This is a genomic window from Paenibacillus sp. OK003, from assembly GCF_900109515.1.
Lineage (GTDB): Bacteria > Bacillota > Bacilli > Paenibacillales > Paenibacillaceae > Paenibacillus > Paenibacillus marchantiae.
In genome coordinates, this window is sequence record NZ_FOBD01000017.1 from 131,375 (window position 1) to 156,140 (window position 24,766).

A 24,766-nucleotide genomic window follows, 5' to 3' on the forward strand; every position below is an offset into this window, starting at 1 on the left:
CCCCAATCTACTGTACTCGTCTGTTAAAAGACTGCTCAAGACGTTCGAGCTTGCCAGCCAAGCTGCCGTCATAGATCGTATCGCCAATGGCAACTTTCAATCCGCCCAGCAAAGTCGGATCGACAATGTTCTCGATACGGATCTTTTTATTCACACGGTTACCGAATTCACGGGCTACCGCTTCTTGTTCTTCATCATTCAAGGCATAAGTCGAGTACACGCGTGCATCGGCTATGCCGAGCGATTCGCCCTCGATCTTCACATAATCATTCAGCAGAGCTTCCAGCAGTTCAACGCGTCCACGCTCAATCAAAAGCAAGACGGTTTTCAGAACAGGTTCAGACACCTTGCCGTCAAGACTTGTGCGAAGTACATTCTGTTTTGCCTCTTCAGAGATGTTGGGTGACTCGATAAATTTACCGATTTCCGCATCGCCAGTGATGGCAATTACAACAGTACGCAGCTCTTGTTCGACTTCAAGCACCTTCTGCTGTTCGAGAGCAACTTCAAACAATGCTTTCGCATAACGCTTAGCAACAATCGTATCGCGGCTCATTGTCGGCCTCCTACCTCATTGAGGTATTGGTTCACAAGCTCCTCTTGTGCAGGACCGTTCTCAACTTCTTTTTTGATCAGCTTGGAAGCGATTTGAACGGAAGCTGTACCCAGTTCGCTGCGAAGCGCTGCAACCGCTTTGTTCTTCTCGCTCTCAATCTCACGCACAGCATCGTCTTTCAGGCGATTCGCTTCTGCTTTTGCATCCGCCAGAATCGTTTCAGCCTGTTTGCCGCCTGTTTGTTTGGATTGTTCAATGATGTCATAAGCATCTTTACGCGCTTTTTCAAGAGCCTGCTTCTGTTCCTCAACATAGGCAATAGCCTGATCCCGCGTTTGGGCAGCCTCATTCATTTGCGCCAATACGAGCTCACGACGTTTTTCCATAATGGAGAAAAGTGGACCAAATGCATAACGGCTAAGCAGCCAATATAAGATACCAAATGCTATAATCGCCAGAACTGTATTTTCCCATACGAAATTCAATCTGTTCACTCCTTCCTGAAGGTATCCTCAGGCCGCAACTCCGCGTTTACGGACGCTACCTAAAAAGAAGGCGCGGATGGCTGTGGCCTTCCCCGCCAAACCTGCACTGATTTTATTAAGCCGCTCCGTAGAACATGAACGCGAGTACTACACCGATGATCGGCAATACCTCGATCAAACCTACACCGATAAACATCGTTGTTTGAAGAGTGGATTTTGCTTCAGGTTGACGTGCAATACCTTCCACCGTTTTGCTGATTACCAAACCGTTACCGATACCTGCGCCAAGTGCGCCCAATCCTGCAACAATTCCTGCTGCCACTAATGCCATTGCTCCCATTTGTATATCCTCCTTAGAATGTTCGTTCAAATTTTATAGTTCAGCCCTACAGGTTTAACCGTATTGGACCTGAATCTTAATGTTCCTCGTGCGATTCGACGGTTTGTGATATGTATACCATCATCAAAACCGTAAATACGAATGCCTGTATGGCACCGATGAAAATACTGAACCCCTGCCACGCCGTCAACAGCGGAATTGCTGCAATTGCGCCAATCCATTTGAATGCTGTAAGCTTCATAATCGTGGAGATCAGAACCTCACCTGCAAAGATATTGGCGAACAAACGCATACCGTGTGTCAACAACTTGGATGCCGTCTCCACAATGTTGATTGGGAAGAACAGCCAGTGTGGTTGGAAATAATGCTTGAGATACGCTTTGGTGTTACGGAAAAGTCCCAATCCATGCGCGATAGCAAATGCGATCAACGCTAGACCCATGGTTACCGAAAGGTCAGCCGTAGGTGATTTCCACCAGGCAACTTCGATATGTGGATGAGCTTCAGGATTCTTCTCATGAGCTTCATGGAACGCTTCTTGGACCGAGACAATTGGCTTGCCAAAGATTTCAGCTTGGCTTGCATCCGTAGCCCCAGTTACAAAGCCCAAAGGGAGACCCAACATGTTTCCCACAAAGATAAACATAATCATTGTGGTTGCCAAGGTAAGGAAATGCTGCCCCTTCTTCATGTCCATCGTGCTCGAGATCAGGTTACGTACAAACTCAATCGCCCACTCCAGGAAGTTTTGCATTTTGCCCGGATTTTCCACTGACAAGTTCCGCGTAGCCAGTTTTGCAACAATAAATACAATGGCGGATGTTACGATCAGCATCAGCAGAACAGACAAATCCAGATGGAACCCACCCAGGTTAATTATCGGAGATTCATGCATATTTTTCTCACCCCTTTCTCATTCGAAAGCTTGCAGCACCTCTATGAGTCTGCTTTGCGGGACAACAATATCCCTATAAATAGTAAGGAAAATTGCGCTATGACCAAGCCAACTACAACCGCATATAAATTGAAGTATTGCGGATACTGCATCGCCACGAAAACAGCGAGTACTGCGAGAGCTGCTCTAGTCAAAAATCCCAGGTTCACACGCTTAAGGTTTCCTTCCGCTGCACCATCCAACATTCTCCTGACTTTGCGACCCAGATAAGACGCGTTGATCCAACTGATCACCGTTCCTAGGGCCAGTCCCAAAGCTATTGTTTCCACACGGGGCAGAAAGGCCGCTGCTAGAAAACAAATCATAAGAAAGTACATGATGAAAACAGTCATCCATCTGCGGTATCTGGTTAGTTCACTCATCACTTTCCCCCATGAATTTTTTCGCGATAAAGTAGATGCTTACGCCGCCTGCTGCCAAAAAAAAGAGAACGCTTACGGCGATCCATATTCCGCTACCCCCGATGGTCTTGTCCAACCAGGAGCCAACGTAATATCCGGCAATAGCGAGAATGGCAATCTCGATTCCAAAAGCTGTCACGAGCCCCATCGCTTTCCATACATTATCGTCATGGTTACGGGATGAATTTGGTTTGTTCGAATCGGCCATTTTCCACGCCACCCTTGCAATCCCAGTTAATTTTACTGAATGATGAGAGCCTTTGTCAATTGAATGATTTTAGCGTTTTAAAGGGGAAAACGACGGGATTACAGGCCCTCAGAGCCCATAAACCCGCGTAAACCGTACAGTTTAACTGTATGCTGTACCCTTTAATAATCCGTCAGAAAAAATGAATTATTTTTTGAATTTTCTGTGAAATGATTCCGGACGTTCACTATTCACACCAAAATGATGCAAAATCGCATTGACAATTCTTTCCGAAGCATGTCCATCACCATAAGGATTGGCAGCCTGACTCATGCTTGCATACAGTGTTTCGTCTGTAAGCAGAGCTTTGGTCCGCTCATATACACGTTCCTCTTCGGTACCCACCAGCTCCAGTGTTCCAGCCTCGATTCCCTCCGGACGCTCCGTAGTATCCCGAAGGACGAGAACAGGCACACCGAACGAAGGCGCTTCTTCCTGCAAACCACCTGAATCTGTCAAAATCAAGTGAGTATGCGGGTAAAAGTTATGCAAATCCACCACGTCTAGTGGATCAATAAGTTGAATACGGGGGTGATTCCCCAAAATCGCGTGAGCCGGCTCCTTCACAGCAGGACTTAGATGTACCGGATACACGATGGCAATATCCTCAAACTCGTCGGCAATCCGTTTGACGGCCTGGAAAATGTTACGGTGAGGCTCGCCTTGGGATTCACGGCGGTGAGCTGTCATCAACACAAGACGCTTGCCCTGTGCCCAATCTAGTACTGGATGTGTGTAATCCTGCCGTACTGTATATTGAAACACATCTGTTACCGTGTTGCCTGTGACATACGTACTAGACTCCGATTTATTTTCTTTGGCAAGATTGGAAGACGACCAGTCCGTAGGCGCAAAATGCAAGTCAGCAAGCACTCCGGTTAACTGACGGTTCATTTCTTCCGGGTATGGAGAGAGCTTGTTCCACGTACGAAGACCTGCTTCCACATGACCCACCTGAATCTGCTGCAGGAACGCAGCATAGCTGGCTACAAACGTTGTCAGCGTATCACCGTGAACCAGCACAATATCCGGCTTTGCTTCACGCAAAACCGGCTCCAGGCCTCCCAGCACACGAATCGTAATCTCATTCAGCGTCTGGCGATCTTTCATCACATCCAGATCGTAGTCTGGATGAATATCGAATACTTCAAGAACCTGATCCAGCATCTGACGATGCTGTGCAGTAACGCAAACGATCGATTCAATAGAGTCGGGATGTTTCTGCAGTTCCAAAATAAGCGGAGCCATCTTGATGGCTTCCGGGCGCACCCCGAATATCGTCATGACTTTAATTTTCTTGGACATTGAAGCAAAGCCCCTTTTCTATAAGTTCATGTTCAAAAAGTCCGGTTTTCAGTACCAAGAATATGGAATGAAGGTAGAAATGGAGTAGCGGAGCGTAGGGAAAACTACGTGAGCAACGGACATTTCGGCTGAATTTCATATTCGATGTCGATGATGCCCTTGGGCATCCTTCGTAATCAAAATTGGACTTTTTGAACAACCTCTTACAAAGCATGCGATATGCTTATTTAGTGCCGTATAGACGGTCTCCTGCATCTCCCAGTCCGGGAACGATATAGCCGTGATCATCCAGACGATCGTCCAGTGCAGCAACGTAGATGTCTACATCCGGATGCGCATCCTGAACAGCTTTTACTCCTTCAGGAGCTGCAACAAGGTTCATCATTTTAATTTGCGTGCAGCCGCGTTTTTTGAGCACGTCAATAGCAGCAATGGCAGAACCGCCAGTTGCCAGCATCGGGTCGATGACAATCAACTGACGCTCTGTCACGTCCGTAGGCAGCTTGGTGTAGTATTCAACAGGTTGCAGGGTTTCCGGGTCACGGAACAAACCTACATGTCCAACTTTTGCCGCCGGCAGCAATTTGACAACACCATCCAGCATCCCAAGGCCCGCACGCAAAATCGGCACCAGCCCAAGCATACGTCCGGAAATGACTTTACCTTGTGTTTCAGCTACGGGTGTCTGTACATCAATAGTTTCCAGCTCAACATCTCTTGTAATCTCATAAGCCATCAGTGTAGCCACTTCATCCACCAATTCACGAAAATCTTTCGTATTCGTACGCATGTCGCGTATAAACGTCAGTTTGTGTTGAATCAAAGGGTGATCACATATTACTAATTTTCCCATCTAATTTGTCCCTCCGGTATGTTCTTCATGTTCAGCATTACCAAATATGCCTAATCATCATTCATAGGCCCGATAAATCCTGTATATTATATCATCACCTACACCGAATTACACCATCAAAGGGCACTTAATCATTACAGAAAACCGAATCCTATAAAAATAGGACCGGAAAAATGAGTCTTCCGGTCCTTTTTGCTCTCGCTGTTATGTCAGTTGAATGTTAAAAAATGTGTTAATACTTATGAAGCTCCGCAAACCGAATGACCTTCTGATCGCTGTTATCCCCAGAATTCTTTTGATCCATTAATAAATGGTGGAATTCCGGTGATAGCATATGCTTCCGAAGCAGCTTTCTTTCAGAAAGCTTTCAGGCGAGCGCTACGCTTCTTCAGGTTCTTTCGGTTTGCTCCGTCTGCATGTTTACATGAAGAACATCTCAAACACAAACACCATGAGCAAGTTTTTTAGTATTTAAGATCTGTGTACAGTGGGAATTGGTCCGTAAGTGCCGTTACTTCAGCACGGGCTTCGTCCAATTTAGCTGTATCTTTAGGGTTTTTCAATGTTTTGGCAATGATCTTACCAATAGCTACCATCGCTTCTTCGTTCATACCACGGGAAGTAGCTGCAGGTGTACCGATACGGATACCGCTCGTTACAAACGGGCTAGTTGGGTCAAACGGAATTGCATTTTTGTTCACGGTAATACCGATGGAATCAAGTACATGCTCGGCTTCTTTACCTGTGATATTCACGCTGCGTGTGTCGATCAGCATCAAGTGGTTGTCTGTACCGCCGGATACGATGTTCAATCCTTCAGCAATCAGCGTTTCAGCCAATACTTGTGCATTTTTTACCACGTTTTGTGCATACGTTTTGAACGAAGGTTGCAGTGCTTCACCGAATGCTACCGCTTTGGAAGCAATCACGTGCATCAGAGGTCCACCTTGGGAACCAGGGAATACCGCTTTATCAATCGCTGCTGCCCAAGCTTTGCGGCACAAAATCATACCACCACGAGGTCCACGCAGCGTTTTGTGAGTTGTTGTCGTTACGAAATGCGCATGTGGAACCGGGCTTGGATGCAAGCCTGCAGCTACCAGTCCTGCAATGTGAGCCATATCCACCATGAACAAAGCACCTACATCATTAGCGATGGAAGCAAGCTTTTCAAAATCAATGATACGCGGATATGCACTTGCACCTGCAACGATCATACGAGGGCGATGTTTAAATGCCGCTTTGCGCACTTCATCATAATCAATCAGGAATGTATCTTCTTGTACACCGTAAGCCACGAAATTGTACAACAATCCGGAAGCGTTAACCGGGCTACCATGTGTGAGGTGTCCGCCATGCGCCAGGTTCATACCCAGAACGGTATCACCTGGTTTCAGAGCCGCAAGGTATACTGCCATGTTCGCTTGTGCACCGGAGTGAGGTTGCACATTCACATGTTCTGCTCCAAACAATTCTTTGGCACGATCACGCGCGATATCTTCAACGATATCCACATGCTCACAACCACCGTAGTAACGTTTGCCTGGATATCCTTCAGCGTACTTGTTGGTAAGTACAGATCCCAATGCCTCGATAACCGCTTCGCTTACGATGTTCTCAGACGCGATCAGCTCAATGTTGTTTTGTTGACGTTTCAGTTCAAGATTCATCGCTTCCAGTACTGCCGGGTCATTCTTACGCAATTGTTCCATGATTAAATTCCTCCCAGTTATAAGTGAAGTTATAAAGCGAAACTACAGTGGTTACACTCCTGACTTCGATTGCATCACCATCTTCCGATCGCTGTTATCCCCAGATTTTTCTGAACTCCCTTATAATAAGGGGGAAATCCGGGGATAAAGGCGAACGCTTTGCTTCTTCAGATTGGTGTTGCACTCTCCGTTTTCGTGTAAAGTCTAATTTGGCTTTAAATAGGTTGAAGATATCAGTCACAAAATGTCGAATCTGGTTGCTCTTCCATACGATACACTGCGCGCTCGCCGCCTATCAACTTCGGACGGGTCAATGCTGTCGTTACACGGGCATCACCGATGTAGCGGAGTGCTGTTCTGAAAGGTACTGCCACATGCCGCAAATGCATGCCAATCATCGTCTCCCCAATATCCAGTCCCGCATGGGCCTGCACATGTTCAGCCAGGCATGGATCGGTCAGCGAGCGATACGCTGCGGCTGCCATGGAACCGCCTGCTTTGGGCACAGGTACTGCACCCACTTCAGTCAATCCAAGACGTGTAAGCAGTGAACGCTCCATAACCAGTGCACGGTTCAGGTGCTCACAGCATTGGAATACAACATCAAAACCGAACTCCTGCTGCACCTCGCGTATACCCGCAAGAAGCTGCTGCGCTACTTCAACCGCACCGCTTGTACCAATCCGTTTGCCTGCAACTTCACTTGTACTTGTACCGATTACAACGATCTGTCCAGGTCCAAGCTGTCCGGCAAGCGCCAGTTCACGCAGAATGGATGCAGTCTGTTCATGCAATCCGGGTTGTTCCGAATCTAACTCAATAGTCATCCTATCGCCTCCCGATAAAATCATGCCCGGCTTCCTCTTGGCTGCCCTTAGTATTCTTGCATGGCATTTCAGGTACTATTATAGCGAATAATCAGATGAAAGACGAAAAAAAGAGCAGTCTGCGGGTAACGCAGAATTGCTCTTTTGCCCAGGCGACCGGCCGTTTGTTCCGGTGCTCCATCGTGGTTATGCCCACTTCGTCGCCAGTTACACCGGATCCCTGTTTTCCCATTCATCATAAAACAACCTGCGTTTAAAATCAACGGGTAATTTACATCCCGTGTACGTTTTTTATATGGAAATCCATCGGTACCTGGGAATGATTAAACGAATCCAATTAATCCAGCTTGTCCAAAAGTCTGTCGAGCGCGGTCCGAATCTCTGCCGCAGCGATATTGTAATCGTCGCGACTGCCGCCAAACGGGTCCGAAATATCAAAGCTCGGAATGCGTTGTCTGATCTCAATCGCCCGCTCACGTTCAGATGCCAAAATCTCCTGACCTAGCGCACGTTTCATTTCCAATGTCGCAAACAGGCTGTCCAGTTCCTGAAGATCGTTCAGAACTTGCTCCTCATTTTCCACATACTCTTTCAAGGTATACGTCTTGTGTACCGAGTCAGGAAAAACCTGCATGACATGCTGTTTATGACTGCGTGTCAACGTGAGAATCAGGTCGGCCCAGCCGACTAGGTTGGAGCTAAGAAGCGTCGAATGAGGGGGTCCCTCCACGTTGTGATCCCTTAATACGGCCTCCGCATGACGGGAAATCGGCATGCCCGTCGTTGCGGCTACACCTGCGGAACGAACGTCCACTTGAATGCCCCGCTCAGACGCCAGTTTACGTAAAAGTCCCTCCGCCATGGGGCTGCGACATGTATTCCCTGTACATACAAACAAAATATGTTTCATTGTGGTTAGCCTCCCCATTTTGCAAATGTTGTCGAATCATGTTTGAAACTGAATCTGAACCAATGAAACTCATAACTATATATTGAAGACTGCACTAGGCTGTAATCATGATTAACGGTGTATTTTAAAATATAAACAAAAGTCCAAAAGCGAGCAAGATCGCTCCGCCGACCGCTTCCCCGTAATCCCCCATGTTTTGACTCACACGCCGTCCCAACAGCAGACCCATAACAGACATTGCTCCACCGCAGACACCGAAAGCGAGCACCGTTAACACCAAATCACTGCTGAACATGCCGAGCGAGACCCCAACGGAAAACGAATCCACGCTGACACTCAGTGAGAACAGAATCACACCGAGCAGAGATCGATGATCTACCAGTTTGGTATCTCCCTCCCTGAAAGCGTTCAAGATCATATGGGCGCCGAGCAGAACCAGCAGGCCACCAGCGGCATACGTCGTAATATCACCGAGCAGCGAGCTGACGTATTTGCCCGTATACATGCCGATGAGCGGCATGATGATGTGAAACAGGGCCGTTACGGTACTGATCCGCAATATGTCTCTTAGACGAATGCCCTTCATGCCAATCCCGATGCCAAGTGAGAACGCGTCGAGTCCGAGAGCGACGGCCATAATCAAAATGGTTACCAACTGCCCTACATGGGCAGACACATCCCACATCCCCATACCCCCAAGTCACGTAAAGGTTCTTGTACACCATATGCGGACAAGGACATAAACATGACCTGAGGATTGTCATTAGAGCACGATAAAATATATCCCTAATAGTCGATTCAAAAACTGAATTATTAATTGCTAAGATACCTGCTTACTCAACCCACTTAATGGCCAGTTCTTCCCTAGGTTCTTCAAAATCTTCAAAACCCTTAATCTTCTTAATAGGGTTTTGTAGTGTCGACTTCGAAGCTAGATCATTAAAGTTCTCAAAAGCAGCATGATAAGCGTTAATATTTTCAAATGAATCTTCCAAATTGTCGCTCATCCAATAAAAATCATTTAAACTTATAGCATTGGTCTTCTTCGCAATTTCCCAAGCATCATACTTGGACAAACCCAGCGATTCAAGTATTTGATTAGCTCCTTGACGTTCTTTCGGGAAAACACGATCACTTAACCAGAGTTTAATATCTTCATGGCTTGGCTGTTTATCCCTGTCAATATAGAGTTCACCCGAACGGGTGTGAATGAGTTTATATAGTCCAAAGGGATACCCGGCATCCCCTAATTTTCCTGCCTCAACGGTTGGCGTGTATTTTTTCCCATCCAATGAAAATTCTCCAATAACAACATTTTTATATCTAAGAAAATAAACCTTGGACATGTTTATACCTCCTATCGATAAACCGCTTAATAAATTCTGCTCTGTCCATTGACATCAATGGAGCATATTTGTCAATCACAGCAATAACCTCTTCAATCGAAATATGAAGATTAATACCCTGAAGGCTATCTTTATCCACTAAATCCAAAGCTCCACTCAAATTGGTAAAGGGCTTACCTATTGAAAATCCCAAAATTTCTTGACCATCGTTAACAATATCAGAGCTACTAAACTCCGAACAGAAAGCAAGACCATGATCAAACAACGGGGCAAAAGGAAATTTACCTGCTTTCCTATCCACTATGAATCCAAAATTTTTCTTATGCCGATCTGTGTTATGAATAATGTAATCAAATACAATCATCTGATCTATATTTTTCTTACCACCATCCAACCCTTCTGCCGTTAGTTCTCTATATAACTCTTTTCCCTTTTTGTCCGTAATCACATCACAGCTAGCAAATTCCTGGTGAGGGAGCTTGAAGGACTGACTAACACTTACCAGAACTTTGTGATGATCCGCCAGAAGTCTTTCAAAAGAATTCCCCTGATATTGTCCTTTTTGTCTTTCAGATAACTGCTCGACCTCTTCTTCAGAGAGAAACAAATGTATATCTACAATCCAAAGTTTATAATGAACCACATTAAAACCTAATAATTCACCTATTTCACACGCTATCTTTTCTGATATAGGTTGATCTATAGAGAAGAAAGCGCCTCTGCTGTATCCCGATTTTACGTACAGAAGCCCTGATTTATCATGATGTATATTAAATTTTCTTAGTACGCCTAATGAAGACGGTGTTGAGGCTTGTATTTGTGTCGTCCTGGACTGCGGTATAGTAACATCAGCAATATGAAAATCGTCTAGCATGTATTCCCCATATTCTTTTATCCCCGAGCTCACTATAGAATCCACACAAATCCCCCTTCACCTTTGGATTACGAATGCGTAGAACAGTCCTTTCCAAACCTTCATAAGGGAAAAGAGTGACTACGTTTTATAAATGAGAAGCAATCCCTAGGTTAGGAATCAGTGTTATTGGTTTAGTCAACCGACCTGAATGAGTCGGTGACCTGCCGCCTTGAGCAGCCGGTTCATGACGGCTGCTCCCAGCCCTTCGCGCGAGCAGGCTTCAGCCACAATATATGTGGCGCCCTGCTCATCGCAGCTGCGCAGCGCGGCGTACAGCCGGCGCGCTGCTTCCTCCAGCTCGCTGGCTTCGCCCAGTGAGAACACGGCATCGGCGCGGTACTGCTCCGCGTGCTCGGCGAACGCCAGCACTGCGGTGCACTCCCCGCGCTGCGCCGCCTCTGCGAGGGCGGCGCTGATCCAGGCCGCCACCGCTGCGGGCGGCCCCTCCACCACGCACAGCGCACCTGCGGGCGCGTAGTGCGTGTACTTCATGCCCGGCGAGCGCGGCGCCGGGCTGTCATCGCCACCGGGCCCCTCGGCGAGCAGCGCCGGGTCCGTGGCGACACGGGCGGCAACGGCGGACAGCTGTTCCGCCGTAATGCCGCCAGGGCGCAGGATGGTGACGGTACCGTCGTCACCGACCTGCACCACCGTGGACTCGACGCCCACCCCGGTGGGGCCGCCGTCCACGATGCCGCCGATGCGGCCTGCCAGATCCTCGCGCACATGTGCTGCGAGGGTCGGGCTTGGCCGCCCGGAGCGGTTGGCGCTCGGCGCGGCGACCGGGCATTCCGCCGCCGCGATCAACTGCAAGGCCACCGGATGATCCGGCATCCGCACGGCCACCGTGTCCAAGCCGGCGGTTACCCGCGGGGATACCGCCCCTGGCCTAACCGGCAGCACAAGCGTAAGCGGCCCCGGCCAGAAGGCCGTCATCAGCGCCTCCGCTGTGACATTCACTTCCGTCACCAGCGAATCCAACTGGTCACGCTGTGCAATATGGACAATCAACGGATTGTCCGAAGGCCTACCTTTGGCTGCAAATACAGCTTCCACCGCAGCTGTACTGCGAGCGTCTGCGCCCAAACCGTAAACCGTCTCGGTTGGGAATGCCACGGTCTGTCCTTGACGAAGACAGGCTGCGGCATCCTGTAAGTCAGAAAGAGCCTGTTTATACGCACTCCCTTTCGCCACGTCATTCTTGTTCTCATTGGTTACCAGTACATTGACATCCCACATGCTTGTATCCATTTTCTCTGTACGTTCATCGTTCTCCATGCCTCTCATGGAAGACTGATGCAATTGCTCGTTCTCTCTTGTCATATATCCATCATTCCTAAACTTCAGTAGGGTAGTTAATGCAAGACATCCCGCTTCCGCGATGCCTTCTTCGCTTATGTTTTCTGATTCCTATAATTATAACATATCTGCTCTGTCCAAGGATGCGGTCTGAATCTTCCCAGCGATTAACATCACGAGGTCTTTGACACAGCCCCGTAATAAAACAAAAGGGCACTCCCTTGAATCGAAGTCCCCTTGATAAAGCTTATATCCAGCAGCGTGTTAATTCAGCTATGCAAACAATCCCGTCACCCAATCCCACAATTTGACCGCCATATCCCACAGGAAGAAACGCGCCTCCGGTGTAGCCGCCTGCACAGATGCTTGAGCATCCCCAGGCTCTGCGGCAAATGCAGATGCTGTTGCTGTTGAAGGTTTCGCCAATGCATCCCCTGTGCCTGCATCTATGAAGCACAATGGTGGAAACAACACACACCACCAGTTCTGACCTTCACCTTTTCCCAATGTTATCCGCACTGCTTCGTAATCTCCAGCAGGATATACGGTACCGCCATACAATTTGGTTGGAAACGGAACCACTCCAAGTTCCACCTGATACGAATAGGTTAAGCCACGATTGGCAAGCTCTTTCCCCACACGATCCTCAATTTCAGATAAATGCTGACGGATGACCCCACGCGCTTCTTCCAGACTTTGCGGATTCTCCAGTTCGGTTACCCACCCATTCATTTGGGCAACGACGGCGTCACGAATCTCTCGTTTGACGAGCTGATCTCCCGCTGCATCCGAGTTTGCGAGAATACGCAAGCGAATGGATTGTTCCGGAATCGCTGTGGCCGCCACAGCTGCATCCGTTTTCTGACCTTCCCACATCATAATAATCATCATAAGACATACAATGATAAGTCCAATTTGTTTCACGATTCTTCTGCTCATTCCGTTCTCCCCCTCGGCTCCCGTGATCATGATCCCTGTAACTCTCTCATGTCTATCAGTATGCCCGGAAGAGACGGAAGTAAACCTGCTAGATTACAAATCTACTAAAACTTTAATAGGCGGGTTAGACTTGAAACGAAAGGAGGGTTAGCTCGCTTTATATCTGACGAAAATCAAAGAAGCACCTGCCCATGAAACACTTGTCGGCTGGCACTTCCTTGAACAATCTAAAATTCTAATCTACCTCTGAATGGGAAGATGCATGTCCATGGCAGAGATGAATCATAGCAAATTTCAGAATTACGCTGTTGTCTTTTCCTTTTTGACCATACTCCATAAACGTTCCAATAAGGTAGGTCGTTGTTCACCCATAAGAAGCTCGTCCTCGTCTTCCTGGCCATACAATTTAATGCTCATCACCAGCCCGATACATGCCATATTAATGAGCAACGAGGTGCCTCCATAGCTGATAAATGGCAGCGTAATGCCCGTAAGCGGCATCAGCCCAAGGAAAGCGCCAATATTTTCAAATACCTGATATAACAACATGCCGATAATCCCTACAATCACGACAGGTCCCGCCCGGTCTCTACAGTGTAAAGCGATTAACACCATACGATGAATGAGGATAAAATACAGTAAGAGCAGAACAGATCCGCCTACAAAACCAAACTCCTCGGCAATGACCACAAAAATGGAATCCGAGTATGTATACGGTACACGCCCCGATTGAACGGAAGTCCCCTGCATGTAACCTTTGCCTGTTATGCCTCCCGAGCCTATGGCCAGACCCGCATTTTTCGTATGCCAGGAAGCTTTCGACGTTGCTTTATCCGGTACAAGCCATGGATCAATTCGCTCGGCCCAGTGCTCCCGGTTCGCCTTTTCCAGAAAGGTAAAAATCTCATCGTGATATGACGTATATGCTTTGACGAATCCAAAAAAGGTGATCCCCACAATAGCAAGCGCAATTAATGCATGCGACCACTTGATATTCCCGATCCATAACACAGCAACCAGAATCACGATGTATCCGAGCGCGTTTCCCAGATCATTCTGAATCATTACGAGTGCAAAGGGAACGAACGTCCATAAACCAATGGGCACGATATCTTTCCAGAAATAAAGCGTAGAATTTTTTCTTTTGACCAATACATGTGCCAGAAACAGAATTAAGATCATTTTGAACAATTCTGCTGGTTGAAAAGTAAGACTCTCGCTAATCTTTATCCAGCCATTCGCATTATTAATAGGCCCGCCAATAAAGTTGACAAGAACCAGTAGAATGATCCCAACTGCGTAAATATAAAATGCATATTGGATATACAGCTTATAATTGACTAATCCGATACCAATGATGGCAACGAATCCAATCCCGTAAAACTGCAAGGTTTTGATATGATGATTGCCCAATTTCGGATCGGACTGAATCGCACTGTACACCGTAAATACACTCATGACCATAAGCAGCAGCAACACAAACAGAATAACCCCGTCCATCTTCTTCAGCATTCTCAGCATGTTCCCACGTATCCCCCTGAGGCTCAATACCCATTAATTATTTCCATTAGTCTTTAATATTACCATTGTATAGAATTGGAAGAGAAAATGGAAATCCGTCAAACAAAACAACGAAAAACCCTGAAACCCACAGATCTGTCTTGCTCCGATCTGTTGATTTCAGGGTTAACTTATATCGTATTCATTTGCAAAGAGTCTGTCCTAGGATAAAGACTATTGCTCCTGCTGTGTTGATTTGCGTCTAACTAGCTTCATGACCAGTTCTGTAATGCCTGGTTGTTCTGCGGAACCAAGGATATCCTCGTTCTCTTCCGTGTGAACCTTGATACTCATCACAATCCCCATACTGATCATGTTGATCATAATTGAGGTACCACCCGAACTAATAAACGGCAAGGTAATCCCAGTCAGCGGCATCAGACCAATGAACGGACCGATATTCACAAAAATCTGGTAGAGCAGCATCGCTATAATACCGACAATCAGATATGGCCCTGCCCTGTCCTTACATTCCAACGCAATCAGCACAAGCCTGTGAATAAGAATAAAGTACAGTAGCAGCAACACGGATGCACCTATAAAACCGAATTCCTCCCCAATCTGTACAAAGATCGAATCGGCATATGCCAGTGGCACCCGATTGGACTGAATCGTTGTTCCTTCCAAATACCCTTTTCCCGTAATGCCGCCAGAACCAATTGCAAGCTTCGCGTTATACGTCTGCCAGAGAACATCTCTTGAGGTCAAATCCGGCACAAGCCATGGATCGAAACGATCTGCCCAGTGCGAACGTCCAACATCCTTCAGAAATTTAACAATCTCATCGTGATAATGAATATAAGCCTGTATACCACCGATAAAAGCAGCTACAGCGATAATAAAACCAATAAGGGCATGAGTAAATTTAATATTTCCAATCCATAATAGCCCCACAAGAATGACCACATAACTTAACGCATTCCCCAAGTCATTTTGAAGTAATACGAGTAGTAATGGCGGCAGCACACAGAGTGAGATCGGAATGACATCACGTCCAAAATAAAGCGGACGATTCTTTTTTCTGGCTAAAAAGGCCGATAAAAAAACAATCAGGCATAGCTTGAACAATTCAGCAGGCTGCAAACTGACTCCGAATATGGATAGCCACCCTTTGGCGCCATAATATTCTTTACCAAAGAACATGACGAAAATGAGCAGCAGCATGCCCACGCCATAGATATACAAATAATTTTTGATAATGAATTTGTAGTTGATCATCGACATCCCAAAAAAGACCACAAAGCCTAAAATATAATACATTACTGCACTTTTCGTGAGTCCCTCCAGCTTTGGTCGGCCGAAGGTGGTACTATAAATCGACAAAATACTAATAGCCATCAGAATGAGCAATATAAAAACAATCGAATAGTCTATTTTTTTGAATTTATGCAGCATGTAGTTATGTTCCTCCAAGCATTCAGCAATCTTCGGTATATCTCATTGTAGAGGATTTCACGGCAAAAAGAAAACCTGTGGAACCTTACATTTTCGTCACCTGTTCCGAAGCGCGAACACCCAGTACATGCCGTTCAATGCCTGCAAGGTCCGGCACGACGATAATTTCCGGCCAATATCCGGCCGATTCAAGCAGCGCTGCGATGTCCCCCGCCTGTCCCTGACCCAGCTCAAAACCGATGATCTGCGGCGGTGCAGGCAGCAGCGCCAGCTGCTCCAGCATGATGCGGTACGGCCCCAGTCCATCGGGGCCGCCGTCCAGTGCCGTGCGCGGCTCATGGTCGCGCACCTCGGGCTGCAACCCGGCGATATCTGCCGCCGGGATGTAAGGCGGGTTGGACACCAGGATGTCCACCCGTGCCCCGGCGAACGGGGCCAGCAGATCGCCTTCACGGAAGTCGATCTGTACCCCGTTCGCGGCCGCGTTGCGCGCGGCCACTTGCAGGGCAGCCGCCGAGATATCTCCGGCGCCTACCTGCCAGCGCGGGCGCTGCGAAGCCATCGTCACTGCGATGGCCCCGCTGCCCGTGCCAATGTCGACGGCGAGCGGAGCGCCGTCAGGAAACACGCGGTCGGCTTCACGTAGCACAGCCTCGACCAGCAGCTCGGTCTCCGGCCGCGGGATCAGCACGGCCGGCGTGACCTCGAACGGCAGCCCGTAAAATTCCTGGCTGCCCATAATGTACTGCGCCGGCTCACCCGCAGCCTTGCGCGTGACGGCGTCTTCCCAGCGGCTGCGAAGCTCGCTGGGAAAGGGCTCTGGCTGCATCATATAGTACGCGGCCCCTTCGCGGCCGAGTACATGTTCCAGCAGCAGCCGGGCATTGTTGTGCGGCTCGTACACGCCGCACTTCTCCAAAAAAGAGGAAGCCTCAACGAAGGCTTCCCGACAACTCTGCTCCGGCGTCATGACAAACTGCGCGCGGGTCACAGCATTATTCTCCTCTATCCATCATATCCGTCTGCTCGGCAATCGTCAGGGCAGACACGATATCAGCAATCTCACCATTCATGATTTGATCCAGCTTGTGCATCGTCAATCCGATCCGGTGATCGGTAACACGGCTTTGTGGGAAATTATAGGTACGAATCCGCTCACTGCGGTCGCCTGTACCCACTTTGCTCTTCCGTTCACTCGAAATTTTCGCTTCTTCTTCCTGACGCATCATATCAAAGATACGCGTACGCAGAACCTGCAATGCTTTTTCCTTATTCGAGTTCTGGGATTTACCATCCTGACAAGTCGCCACAATTCCCGTTGGAACGTGAGTTACCCGTACAGCCGATTTCGTGGTATTAACCGATTGTCCACCGGCACCACTGGAACAGAACGTATCTACACGGATATCTTTATCATGAATTTCGATATCGAAATCTTCGGCTTCAGGCATAACGGCTACTGTCGAAGTAGACGTATGAATCCGGCCGCCCGATTCCGTTGTAGGAATACGTTGCACACGGTGTGCGCCACTTTCGTATTTCATTTTGCTGTACGCGCCGCGTCCATTAATGAGGAATACGACCTCTTTGAAGCCGCCCAAATCATTTGTGTTAACGTCCATCAGTTCCACGCGCCAGCCTTGTGTATCGGCATAACGTGTGTACATCCGATAGAGATCCGCTGCAAACAGCGCCGCTTCATCCCCACCAGCAGCTCCACGAATTTCAACGATGACGTTTTTATCATCATTCGGGTCTTTGGGCAGCATGAGAACACGAATCAGATCGTCCAGTTCTTTCTGGCGAGTGCTCAGTTCATCAATTTCCATTTTGACCATTTCACGCATCTCGTCGTCCAGTTTCTCGCCCTGCATTTCTTTCGCAGCTTCGAGATCCTGGCTCACTTGTTTGTACTCATTGTATGCTTCATAAGTAGGCTGCAGATCCGATTGTTCTTTGGAATATTCCCGCAGCTTCTTGTTGTCACTTGCTACATCCGGGTCACACAGCAGCTCGCTGAGTTTCTCGTAACGGTCGGCTAACGCCTGTAATTTATCAAACATGTATAGTCACCTCACGCGTTATTTTTCGTTCCAGCATTTCAACATTCATTTGATTCCGATAGGCATGCATTTCATGCATCATCAGACCATTTATATTTCACAAGGCACGGAGTTCTCAGAAATCCCTGACCGTAACATTCATCATTTTATGATCGACGTATAACATCGCTACAACGTCATCAAATCCTTTACGTTTAAGTTATATAAAAGAAATCGCGTACCCGGTATCAGACCCGCTTCAACTCATTCAGCCGAGCGTGAAATTTAACATAGGTATACGACTCTTAATTATAGCATATTCTTATGCTCCTGAATAGCAACTGTTTGCAGGACCTGCATCCAAATTTTGATTTACTTTATTTTATGCAACCAGATTGATTTGCAATCGCTACAAGAGCTCATCTCCCATGAGCCTTCTTGCTTTTATTATATCCAGAGCGAGTAAACAATCCAGTAAATGTACAGGATATACAAACGAATTTTATTGTTGAATGTCTCAGGCTTATTTGAAGAATATTTTGCGATATGTAAAAAGCCCTGCCATCTTCAAAAGAAGACGACAGAGCTGTTATACTCGTATATTCATGTATGTTTTCTTAATCTAGATTGTCGAAATTAGACGTTGAAACGGAAGTGCATAACGTCGCCGTCGTTGACAACATACTCTTTACCTTCAAGACGAAGTTGCCCACGTTCTTTCGCACCGTTCATGGAACCCGCAGCAACCAGATCGTCGTAGGAAACCACCTCTGCCCGGATGAATCCGCGCTCGAAGTCGGTGTGAATGACACCCGCTGCGCCAGGTGCTTTTGTACCCTTACGGATCGTCCAAGCACGAACTTCCTGTACGCCAGCTGTGAAGTATGTGTACAGACCCAGCAATTTGTAAGCAGCTTTGATCAACAGGTTCAGACCGGAATCCTCGATACCGAGCTCTTCCAGGAACATTTGTTTATCTTCGCCTTCAAGCTCCGAGATTTCTTCTTCCACTTTCGCACTGATCGGCACCACTTCTGCATTTTCAGCGGCTGCGAATTCTCTTACTTTTTGCACATAAGCATTGTTCGCCACATCACCGATTTCGTCCTCAGCCACATTGGCTGCGTACAGAACAGGCTTCAGGGTAAGCAAATGCAGATCGCGCACGATCAGACGTTCTTCGTCCGTCAGCTCCATGCTGCGTGCTGGCTTGTCTTCGTACAGAACAGCCTTCACTTTCTCCAGTACTTCCACTTCCTGAGCAGCTGATTTGTTGCCGCCCTTCATGTTTTTCTTGGAACGGTCGATTTTTTTCTCGACACTCTCGATATCGGCCAGAATCAGCTCCAGATTGATCGTCTGGATGTCGCTTACCGGATCAATTTTGCCATCGACGTGTGTAATGTTCTCGTCTACAAAGCAGCGTACCACGTGTACAATCGCGTCTACTTCACGAATGTGGGCAAGGAACTTGTTACCAAGACCTTCGCCTTTGCTCGCACCGCGAACAAGACCTGCAATATCTACAAATTCAAACGCTGTTGGCACCGTTTTTTTCGGTACAACGAGTTCTGTCAATTTGTCCAAACGCTCGTCCGGTACTTCAACAATTCCCACGTTAGGGTCAATCGTACAGAACGGATAGTTTGCCGATTCGGCACCAGCTTGTGTAATTGCGTTAAACAGTGTGGATTTACCAACGTTAGGCAAGCCCACGATTCCAGCTTTCAAAGCCATGTATATGACAACTCCTCATTGATTACTTGTTCGGTATGGATAATCCTATACATTATATATGACAAACCCCAAGGCATCAAGGAACTTCGCCAATTCGACCAGAGCACCCTCCGCTTCCCGAAATCTCCGGTTACTGCGGATGATTCGTTTTGCGTAGATCATACGTTTGGCTTAGATTATCCGTTTTCAGGTTTCCCCTTTTATTTCCTTGTACATTGTCAGATCCGTTACCTCATATCCCATCTTGCGATACAGGCTGCTCGCCCGCACATTATGTCCAAACACATGTAGACCAATGCGATCCACGCCAAGGCGCAAGGCTTCCTTTTCAAGTGCCTCCATCGTCTCTGTACCATAACCCTTGCCCCGATAGGCTTCTTCAACCACAATATCCAGCAAAAAAGCATCTTTGCCACGGCGGTTATCCGTAACGTTAAACCAGATATAACCCACATTCCCGTTCACGGCATGGACCAGATTATATAGGTAAGCACCCGGTGTATTCAGCCCTTCAGGTAAATATTTGTCGTAGGATGCCTCCGCAAGTCCCTGCGCCTCTTCTGCAGCCCAAGTACCCGCCTCCACTTTCTCTTCTGCAAAATCTTTAATCGAGCGAATTCGGAAATTATCATATTCTTCTTGATTCATGGGGATCAGTTCCATTGGTTTCCCTCCACATTCATAAATATGTATACAGTTCTGATGATGTATTTACCAGCCAACAGAGCCCTATCTAAATTTGTTATCCTATTCAACAAAATGAAGATTATGGTATAATCACTGAAGCAACAGAAAGGCTAATATGGGCGGTCTCGGCTAACCTCTCGGAAGGGAGGTGATGCCCCGTGGAAGTATACCAAGCGATGACGCTAATGATTTCATTTGCGACTCTAATTGTCTTGATACTTACAAACAAACGGAAATAGACCGCCCTCGGCAAAAGGAAGCGGTCTATTTTTAGGCTTTCATTCTAAATCCGGAGCCGAACCGCCCTTAAAAGCGGCTGTTGCAACGGGGAGTCGTGTTGGTATCACGGCTCTCTTTGCATTTTATACATTTTCTGACCTTATTATAACACGCACTTTAAAGCGCAGTCCACAATTCAAGCCCCTGTTCCCACGTTCATCTGCAAATTCCTATACAACTTTTAGTTACCTCACTCTGTTTATATCTATATGAGAGAAAGGAGCAGAATACTTATGAATACGCGTCGTCCCTTTTCAAAAAGGAAAATAATCATCCTATCTACCGTGATTCTCTTCATTGGATTAGTTATTTCTATGGGTTACCAGGCGCTGGACCCCTTCAGACATTTAAGGATCACGATTCATAATCAGTCCGACTATGATCTTTTAAATATTACAGCACGCGTGAGCAGTGGCATTGACTCGTTCAATACAAACAAAGAGGGTACAGTGTATACCTTAAAGAAAGGTGTACCCAGCGGGGAACAAGTGAAGTTCGCTCCACAGCTGCGACTCTCCGGTGAAGGATCCATCCATCTGGAGTTTACAGACAGCCGCGGTGAAACCTATAACAAGACGGTATGCGGTTATACCGAATACTTGTCTGGCAACTCCTATGTGACTGTAACCAACGAAACGATAACCGTGAAAGAGGAATGTATGTAATATACGATACTTCGCACCATGAACTTATGTTAAAATATAGGGGCGAGCGACCCGCCAAAGTTCTCGCCCAAAGTCGATTGAATTATTCCATCGGCTTTTTTATTTTAACCTGATTGTATTGATTAATTAGATTATCCAGGACCATAGATTGCTGTATAACATGAGGATGAAGCAGATCTCCATTATAGTCCATCTTGAGTTGATAAAGTTTTTGTCTCGCTGCTTCGATCTGCAACTTGAGCTCACCACAATCCATATTCACCCCTCCCTATTGTAACATTCTAGTCCATTCTGCTAATTAGTAGGAAAGTAAGTGAACTCCAACACATTTTGGTCATCATCGTCTGTAACCATGTTGCCGAGCCTCACGGCTTCCTAATCTCCCTTCAAAAAAACACAGCAAAAAAAGACATTCCTAATACGAAAAAAAGCCCCCTATAAGGTAGACGGATTAAACCAGTCTGCTTAAGGAAGCATCTCAAATTAAAAAACGCTTTTTTTGTTATGTTTGTTAACTTCCAAGTCCGTGACTGTTTGTTGTCATTTGGATAGCCGGTGGTTGTCCAGTATCTGCCTGAGTTGTTACTGGAACAGACATTACTACGACAATACTACAAACCACTATAAGCGAAACTAATTTTTTTCTCATTGAAATTTTGCACCTCACAGATCAGATTTTGGTACTGCTGAGTCACTGTATCAGAAGCATAACTTCGATATTTTTCAAATATCCCAACACATTTAAGCATAGATAAGCCACTGTTAATTTCAAGAGAAAAGAATAAACCGTCTAATAACGCTTTGAAACCTTTTTCATAGTCTTTTTTCCTTAAATAATACTCACTTAACCCCATTAATAGACGAACGTAGCGGTCACCTGTAAGCTGAGTGCTAATCTTTCCAATTCGGCTACCCTGTTCCTGATACAGCACAAATGATTCATATTCGTAAAGAACATAGTCAATATCCAAGTCATATTGATTAGCTGCAACGACAATCTCACATAAAGCTGGAAACACTTCATTTTCTTTATTTGAAATATACTCCAGGTATTCGGGTAGTACATGTAGTTGTCCATCTCTCAGCATATACATAAAACGATTCGCTTCAGCCCATTCCTGGAATTGTCCCATCACAATTTGTTCAGCTTGACTAGGGGATTTCACCCAACTATGGTCAATATACTGTGTGATATAATCGAGGGCGGTCTTGTAATCCTCAAGATAAAAACAGGCACTTCCCATGACTAAATAGGAATACAAAATATAAAATATAATCTCTTTTTTGACTTCTTTCGGCTTGGTGTTGCCCTGGAACTCATAATGAATGGTTGCTTTTACTTTCAGTTTCTCGCCCAATTCCAACAACTTATCCCATCGGCGCAAAGAAGCATACACATTAATCAGATCGTTCAACCCATCGAGCTGATAAGGCTCGTCAAGCCGATCTACAAAAAACTCAAACTGGGTAGCAAACGCAAGATTGCTCGTCTGATCCTTGGAAAGTCCGATTGTGAATAAACGATACTGACTGAGGGCCAATCGTTCGGAGTGTTGCATTTTCTCGCTTTCAGCTACACTACGATATAGGGGCTTGGCCGCTTCAAGCTTCCCTTCACGATATAACTGCTCGGCCAACTCGAATAAAAGGGGTGCATAGGAAAGATTATCCATAATTAGATTAACGGCTTCTTCCATACAATCGAACTTCCCGAGTTCGGCACAACGGTATAGAAAAGGCCCAAGTCTTCTCCAATCTGGGCTTGTATGTACAAAACACTCATTTATGTATAATTCATAGAAGTAACCCTCAGTTAAACCCATCCCGGCAGTAAGTCGATCCAACTGCTGCATGCCTATGGGACGCAGCCCGTTCAGCGTACCACTCAACGTTCCTGAGTTAATTCCCGATATCTCAGAGAATTGATTGAGTGTCATATGGTTAGTTTTTAAATAATCTGCTAAATGATCACGTATTGTGCTTACTGAGTTCAAAGGTACACCACCTTCCAAGCAAAATTAAGCAATGGTCAATAAAATAATACTATATTTTTGAATTTAATATCAATATTTTACTTGTAAATAATTTACTTTTGATATAAAAATACTTATCTGCATTGCCCATTTGCTGTAATGTGGTTCCAAAGGGAGCTAGAGAGCCTTTATCATTGAAAGCGATCAAGCTTCAAGTTCATATCTACACGGTCTGGAGTCCACAATAAGACATCCGTAAGAAATGTCAAAGCATCCATCCCACTCAATCTATCCACAATTAACTCCAACATCTCTTTTGCATTTCCTGTGATATGCTCAGCCAGAATTAGCCCTCCGGTATCTCCATCAATATAAAAATGATCTATATGTGCGACCTTCTGTACATGCCGAAGCCATAAAGTACCTTCATCCACAAAAAAGATATAGCGCTCATTCATGACATATCCTTGGTAAACATACAACTCTTGATTTTGGTCAAAGGAGCCGAGAACTATTGAAGCAAGTTCAAAATAGTTTGAGATTTTCATTACACCATTTCTCTCCCTTAAAAAGAATGAAATTCAATATTCATAACAGATATGAAGAAATAGCCATTAGATAAATTCAAAATACTATTGATTTTGATTTAAAACATGAATGATGTAGTTAATTTAACGTCAAAAGTTTAACGTCTATTGATTATATACTCAGAATTTTATAACGCTTAATGATAAACGTCAAGTGATTATTTCAAAACAATTAACGTTAGGTTATGATTAAAGCGAAAGGTGGAATTGGCTATGTCTATAAAAATACGGTTGGGCTACACTTTAGATGCAGCCAGCGTCACGAAAAACGCACTGGCTAGAGAAGCAAAAGTCAGACCCAATCTTATATATGATTTGTGCGAAGGAAAAACGAAAAGGCTTGATTTAGATACCTTAAATAATATTGTTAACACTCTGCGGGCAATGACAGGAAATGACTACACTCTAACCGATGTGTTAGAGTACATACCTGATGATGACAAGGGATAAAAAACAGACCTGGTTTAACATTGTTGATGGAACAAAATTTCACATTTAAAGAAAAACACAAAAAAATCCGTCGATTTGGTATTATCCCCTTTAAGTAGACACTTGAAAAAACCTTCATGTTATCATGAGGGTTCAAGTGATACTTGGAGGGGATATTTTTATGGCCAAAAAAGGACAAACATTTCAGACGTATACCGAAGAGTTTAAATTGAATGCAGTTAGATCCTATGTCGAAGGTTCTTCAAGTTACAAAGTAGTCGCTGAACGCGAAGGAATTCGCAACTGTTCACAACTGAAGGT

General features: G+C 46.0%; 29 protein-coding genes and 1 riboswitch. Of the genes, 4 read left to right on the plus strand and 25 right to left on the minus strand.

What is annotated here, in order from left to right; genetic code table 11:
* Nucleotides 1-7: 7 nt before the first annotated feature.
* The 22 genes from BMW94_RS23700 to BMW94_RS23805 all read right to left on the minus strand — a co-directional run bounded on the left by BMW94_RS23700 (nucleotide 8) and on the right by BMW94_RS23805 (nucleotide 20,488).
* Nucleotides 8-556 carry a F0F1 ATP synthase subunit delta gene (locus BMW94_RS23700; RefSeq protein ID WP_091001304.1) on the minus strand — a complete coding sequence of 183 codons (549 nt, stop codon included), beginning with the start codon at nucleotides 554-556 and terminating at the stop codon, nucleotides 8-10.
* A complete protein-coding gene (atpF, locus tag BMW94_RS23705) occupies nucleotides 553-1,041 on the minus strand; it encodes a F0F1 ATP synthase subunit B (RefSeq protein WP_063568355.1) in 489 nt (162 codons plus the stop codon). Before atpF ends, BMW94_RS23700 begins: the two co-directional genes overlap by 4 nt.
* 115 nt (nucleotides 1,042-1,156) lie before the next feature.
* Nucleotides 1,157-1,381: a F0F1 ATP synthase subunit C gene (gene atpE / locus BMW94_RS23710; protein WP_062321699.1), complete on the minus strand. Its 225-nt coding sequence runs from the start codon at nucleotides 1,379-1,381 to the stop codon at nucleotides 1,157-1,159.
* A 76-nt stretch (nucleotides 1,382-1,457) separates the two neighbouring features.
* On the minus strand, nucleotides 1,458-2,276 hold the full coding sequence (atpB, locus tag BMW94_RS23715) for a F0F1 ATP synthase subunit A (RefSeq protein ID WP_063568354.1): 819 nt from the start codon (nucleotides 2,274-2,276) through the stop codon (nucleotides 1,458-1,460).
* Between the two features lie 41 nt (nucleotides 2,277-2,317).
* The gene (locus BMW94_RS23720) at nucleotides 2,318-2,698 is read right to left on the minus strand and encodes an ATP synthase subunit I (protein ID WP_063568353.1); all 381 of its coding nucleotides are present in this window, start codon (nucleotides 2,696-2,698) and stop codon (nucleotides 2,318-2,320) included.
* The gene (locus BMW94_RS23725) at nucleotides 2,691-2,945 is read right to left on the minus strand and encodes an AtpZ/AtpI family protein (protein WP_091001305.1); all 255 of its coding nucleotides are present in this window, start codon (nucleotides 2,943-2,945) and stop codon (nucleotides 2,691-2,693) included. The genes BMW94_RS23720 and BMW94_RS23725 overlap by 8 nt, the downstream gene beginning before the upstream one ends.
* Before the next feature lie 186 nt (nucleotides 2,946-3,131).
* A complete protein-coding gene (wecB, locus tag BMW94_RS23730) occupies nucleotides 3,132-4,289 on the minus strand; it encodes a non-hydrolyzing UDP-N-acetylglucosamine 2-epimerase (protein WP_091001306.1) in 1,158 nt (385 codons plus the stop codon).
* Nucleotides 4,290-4,512: 223 nt separating this feature from the next.
* The gene (gene upp, locus BMW94_RS23735) at nucleotides 4,513-5,142 is read right to left on the minus strand and encodes a uracil phosphoribosyltransferase (RefSeq protein WP_053782842.1); all 630 of its coding nucleotides are present in this window, start codon (nucleotides 5,140-5,142) and stop codon (nucleotides 4,513-4,515) included.
* A gap of 464 nt (nucleotides 5,143-5,606) precedes the next feature.
* The gene (glyA, locus tag BMW94_RS23740; protein WP_175480831.1) at nucleotides 5,607-6,854 is read right to left on the minus strand and encodes a serine hydroxymethyltransferase; all 1,248 of its coding nucleotides are present in this window, start codon (nucleotides 6,852-6,854) and stop codon (nucleotides 5,607-5,609) included.
* Between the two features lie 233 nt (nucleotides 6,855-7,087).
* The gene (locus BMW94_RS23745) at nucleotides 7,088-7,681 is read right to left on the minus strand and encodes a TIGR01440 family protein (RefSeq protein ID WP_091001308.1); all 594 of its coding nucleotides are present in this window, start codon (nucleotides 7,679-7,681) and stop codon (nucleotides 7,088-7,090) included.
* A 139-nt stretch (nucleotides 7,682-7,820) separates the two neighbouring features.
* Nucleotides 7,821-7,902, minus strand: a riboswitch (ZMP/ZTP riboswitch).
* A 116-nt stretch (nucleotides 7,903-8,018) separates the two neighbouring features.
* On the minus strand, nucleotides 8,019-8,591 hold the full coding sequence (locus BMW94_RS23750) for a low molecular weight protein arginine phosphatase (RefSeq protein ID WP_091001309.1): 573 nt from the start codon (nucleotides 8,589-8,591) through the stop codon (nucleotides 8,019-8,021).
* 124 nt (nucleotides 8,592-8,715) lie between these two features.
* The gene (locus tag BMW94_RS23755) at nucleotides 8,716-9,276 is read right to left on the minus strand and encodes a manganese efflux pump MntP (protein ID WP_091001310.1); all 561 of its coding nucleotides are present in this window, start codon (nucleotides 9,274-9,276) and stop codon (nucleotides 8,716-8,718) included.
* A gap of 148 nt (nucleotides 9,277-9,424) precedes the next feature.
* Nucleotides 9,425-9,937, minus strand: coding sequence for a hypothetical protein (locus BMW94_RS23760; protein WP_091001311.1), 513 nt, complete (start codon nucleotides 9,935-9,937; stop codon nucleotides 9,425-9,427).
* Nucleotides 9,915-10,856: a HipA domain-containing protein gene (locus tag BMW94_RS23765; protein WP_091001312.1), complete on the minus strand. Its 942-nt coding sequence runs from the start codon at nucleotides 10,854-10,856 to the stop codon at nucleotides 9,915-9,917. The genes BMW94_RS23760 and BMW94_RS23765 overlap by 23 nt, the downstream gene beginning before the upstream one ends.
* Nucleotides 10,857-10,988: 132 nt before the next feature.
* Nucleotides 10,989-12,176: an L-threonylcarbamoyladenylate synthase gene (locus BMW94_RS23770; protein ID WP_091001313.1), complete on the minus strand. Its 1,188-nt coding sequence runs from the start codon at nucleotides 12,174-12,176 to the stop codon at nucleotides 10,989-10,991.
* A gap of 249 nt (nucleotides 12,177-12,425) precedes the next feature.
* The gene (gene spoIIR / locus BMW94_RS23775) at nucleotides 12,426-13,091 is read right to left on the minus strand and encodes a stage II sporulation protein R (RefSeq protein ID WP_091001314.1); all 666 of its coding nucleotides are present in this window, start codon (nucleotides 13,089-13,091) and stop codon (nucleotides 12,426-12,428) included.
* Between the two features lie 300 nt (nucleotides 13,092-13,391).
* Nucleotides 13,392-14,612: an FtsW/RodA/SpoVE family cell cycle protein gene (locus BMW94_RS23780; protein WP_091001315.1), complete on the minus strand. Its 1,221-nt coding sequence runs from the start codon at nucleotides 14,610-14,612 to the stop codon at nucleotides 13,392-13,394.
* Between the two features lie 213 nt (nucleotides 14,613-14,825).
* Nucleotides 14,826-16,046, minus strand: coding sequence for an FtsW/RodA/SpoVE family cell cycle protein (locus tag BMW94_RS23785; RefSeq protein WP_072733630.1), 1,221 nt, complete (start codon nucleotides 16,044-16,046; stop codon nucleotides 14,826-14,828).
* A gap of 85 nt (nucleotides 16,047-16,131) precedes the next feature.
* A complete protein-coding gene (gene prmC, locus BMW94_RS23790; protein ID WP_091001324.1) occupies nucleotides 16,132-17,016 on the minus strand; it encodes a peptide chain release factor N(5)-glutamine methyltransferase in 885 nt (294 codons plus the stop codon).
* Nucleotides 17,017-17,041: 25 nt separating this feature from the next.
* Nucleotides 17,042-18,109 carry a peptide chain release factor 1 gene (gene prfA / locus BMW94_RS23795; protein ID WP_063566965.1) on the minus strand — a complete coding sequence of 356 codons (1,068 nt, stop codon included), beginning with the start codon at nucleotides 18,107-18,109 and terminating at the stop codon, nucleotides 17,042-17,044.
* A 615-nt stretch (nucleotides 18,110-18,724) separates the two neighbouring features.
* The gene (gene ychF / locus BMW94_RS23800; RefSeq protein WP_062321666.1) at nucleotides 18,725-19,825 is read right to left on the minus strand and encodes a redox-regulated ATPase YchF; all 1,101 of its coding nucleotides are present in this window, start codon (nucleotides 19,823-19,825) and stop codon (nucleotides 18,725-18,727) included.
* A 186-nt stretch (nucleotides 19,826-20,011) separates the two neighbouring features.
* Nucleotides 20,012-20,488, minus strand: coding sequence for a GNAT family N-acetyltransferase (locus BMW94_RS23805; protein ID WP_091001316.1), 477 nt, complete (start codon nucleotides 20,486-20,488; stop codon nucleotides 20,012-20,014).
* A gap of 182 nt (nucleotides 20,489-20,670) precedes the next feature.
* Between BMW94_RS23805 and BMW94_RS31375 the strand changes: the two genes are divergently transcribed.
* Nucleotides 20,671-20,751, plus strand: a complete 81-nt coding sequence (locus tag BMW94_RS31375) for a putative holin-like toxin (RefSeq protein ID WP_368086937.1) — start codon at nucleotides 20,671-20,673, stop codon at nucleotides 20,749-20,751.
* Nucleotides 20,752-21,024: 273 nt separating this feature from the next.
* Entirely contained in the window at nucleotides 21,025-21,456 is a 432-nt protein-coding gene (locus tag BMW94_RS23810) for a hypothetical protein (protein ID WP_091001317.1), read from the plus strand.
* An 82-nt stretch (nucleotides 21,457-21,538) separates the two neighbouring features.
* Here the strand turns inward: BMW94_RS23810 and BMW94_RS23815 are convergent, their stop codons facing one another.
* The 3 genes from BMW94_RS23815 to BMW94_RS23825 form a co-directional block, all read right to left on the minus strand.
* Nucleotides 21,539-21,712, minus strand: coding sequence for an aspartyl-phosphate phosphatase Spo0E family protein (locus BMW94_RS23815; protein WP_091001318.1), 174 nt, complete (start codon nucleotides 21,710-21,712; stop codon nucleotides 21,539-21,541).
* A 355-nt stretch (nucleotides 21,713-22,067) separates the two neighbouring features.
* The gene (locus BMW94_RS23820) at nucleotides 22,068-23,450 is read right to left on the minus strand and encodes a transcriptional regulator (protein ID WP_091001319.1); all 1,383 of its coding nucleotides are present in this window, start codon (nucleotides 23,448-23,450) and stop codon (nucleotides 22,068-22,070) included.
* A 170-nt stretch (nucleotides 23,451-23,620) separates the two neighbouring features.
* Nucleotides 23,621-23,977: a hypothetical protein gene (locus BMW94_RS23825; RefSeq protein ID WP_091001320.1), complete on the minus strand. Its 357-nt coding sequence runs from the start codon at nucleotides 23,975-23,977 to the stop codon at nucleotides 23,621-23,623.
* 252 nt (nucleotides 23,978-24,229) lie between these two features.
* On the opposite strand from BMW94_RS23825, the gene BMW94_RS23830 reads away from it, so the two are divergent.
* Both BMW94_RS23830 and BMW94_RS31380 read left to right on the plus strand, forming a co-directional pair.
* Nucleotides 24,230-24,466, plus strand: a complete 237-nt coding sequence (locus BMW94_RS23830; protein WP_091001321.1) for a helix-turn-helix domain-containing protein — start codon at nucleotides 24,230-24,232, stop codon at nucleotides 24,464-24,466.
* 160 nt (nucleotides 24,467-24,626) lie between these two features.
* Nucleotides 24,627-24,766, plus strand: a 140-nt coding sequence (locus BMW94_RS31380; RefSeq protein ID WP_139209301.1) for a transposase, incomplete at its 3' end; no start/stop codon positions are given.

Coding starts and splice junctions, on each gene's coding strand:
- BMW94_RS23700 (WP_091001304.1), bottom strand. CDS start 556: ATGAGCCGCGATACGATTGTTGCTAAGCGTTATGCGAAAGCATTGTTT.
- atpE (WP_062321699.1), bottom strand. CDS start 1,381: ATGGGAGCAATGGCATTAGTGGCAGCAGGAATTGTTGCAGGATTGGGC.
- atpB (WP_063568354.1), bottom strand. CDS start 2,276: ATGCATGAATCTCCGATAATTAACCTGGGTGGGTTCCATCTGGATTTG.
- BMW94_RS23720 (WP_063568353.1), bottom strand. CDS start 2,698: ATGAGTGAACTAACCAGATACCGCAGATGGATGACTGTTTTCATCATG.
- BMW94_RS23725 (WP_091001305.1), bottom strand. CDS start 2,945: ATGGCCGATTCGAACAAACCAAATTCATCCCGTAACCATGACGATAAT.
- wecB (WP_091001306.1), bottom strand. CDS start 4,289: ATGTCCAAGAAAATTAAAGTCATGACGATATTCGGGGTGCGCCCGGAA.
- upp (WP_053782842.1), bottom strand. CDS start 5,142: ATGGGAAAATTAGTAATATGTGATCACCCTTTGATTCAACACAAACTG.
- glyA (WP_175480831.1), bottom strand. CDS start 6,854: ATGGAACAATTGCGTAAGAATGACCCGGCAGTACTGGAAGCGATGAAT.
- BMW94_RS23745 (WP_091001308.1), bottom strand. CDS start 7,681: ATGACTATTGAGTTAGATTCGGAACAACCCGGATTGCATGAACAGACT.
- BMW94_RS23750 (WP_091001309.1), bottom strand. CDS start 8,591: ATGAAACATATTTTGTTTGTATGTACAGGGAATACATGTCGCAGCCCC.
- BMW94_RS23755 (WP_091001310.1), bottom strand. CDS start 9,276: ATGTGGGATGTGTCTGCCCATGTAGGGCAGTTGGTAACCATTTTGATT.
- BMW94_RS23760 (WP_091001311.1), bottom strand. CDS start 9,937: ATGTCCAAGGTTTATTTTCTTAGATATAAAAATGTTGTTATTGGAGAA.
- BMW94_RS23770 (WP_091001313.1), bottom strand. CDS start 12,176: ATGACAAGAGAGAACGAGCAATTGCATCAGTCTTCCATGAGAGGCATG.
- spoIIR (WP_091001314.1), bottom strand. CDS start 13,091: ATGAGCAGAAGAATCGTGAAACAAATTGGACTTATCATTGTATGTCTT.
- BMW94_RS23780 (WP_091001315.1), bottom strand. CDS start 14,612: ATGCTGAGAATGCTGAAGAAGATGGACGGGGTTATTCTGTTTGTGTTG.
- BMW94_RS23785 (WP_072733630.1), bottom strand. CDS start 16,046: ATGCTGCATAAATTCAAAAAAATAGACTATTCGATTGTTTTTATATTG.
- prmC (WP_091001324.1), bottom strand. CDS start 17,016: ATGACGCCGGAGCAGAGTTGTCGGGAAGCCTTCGTTGAGGCTTCCTCT.
- prfA (WP_063566965.1), bottom strand. CDS start 18,109: ATGTTTGATAAATTACAGGCGTTAGCCGACCGTTACGAGAAACTCAGC.
- ychF (WP_062321666.1), bottom strand. CDS start 19,825: ATGGCTTTGAAAGCTGGAATCGTGGGCTTGCCTAACGTTGGTAAATCC.
- BMW94_RS23805 (WP_091001316.1), bottom strand. CDS start 20,488: ATGGAACTGATCCCCATGAATCAAGAAGAATATGATAATTTCCGAATT.
- BMW94_RS23810 (WP_091001317.1), top strand. CDS start 21,025: ATGAATACGCGTCGTCCCTTTTCAAAAAGGAAAATAATCATCCTATCT.
- BMW94_RS23815 (WP_091001318.1), bottom strand. CDS start 21,712: ATGGATTGTGGTGAGCTCAAGTTGCAGATCGAAGCAGCGAGACAAAAA.
- BMW94_RS23825 (WP_091001320.1), bottom strand. CDS start 23,977: ATGAAAATCTCAAACTATTTTGAACTTGCTTCAATAGTTCTCGGCTCC.
- BMW94_RS23830 (WP_091001321.1), top strand. CDS start 24,230: ATGTCTATAAAAATACGGTTGGGCTACACTTTAGATGCAGCCAGCGTC.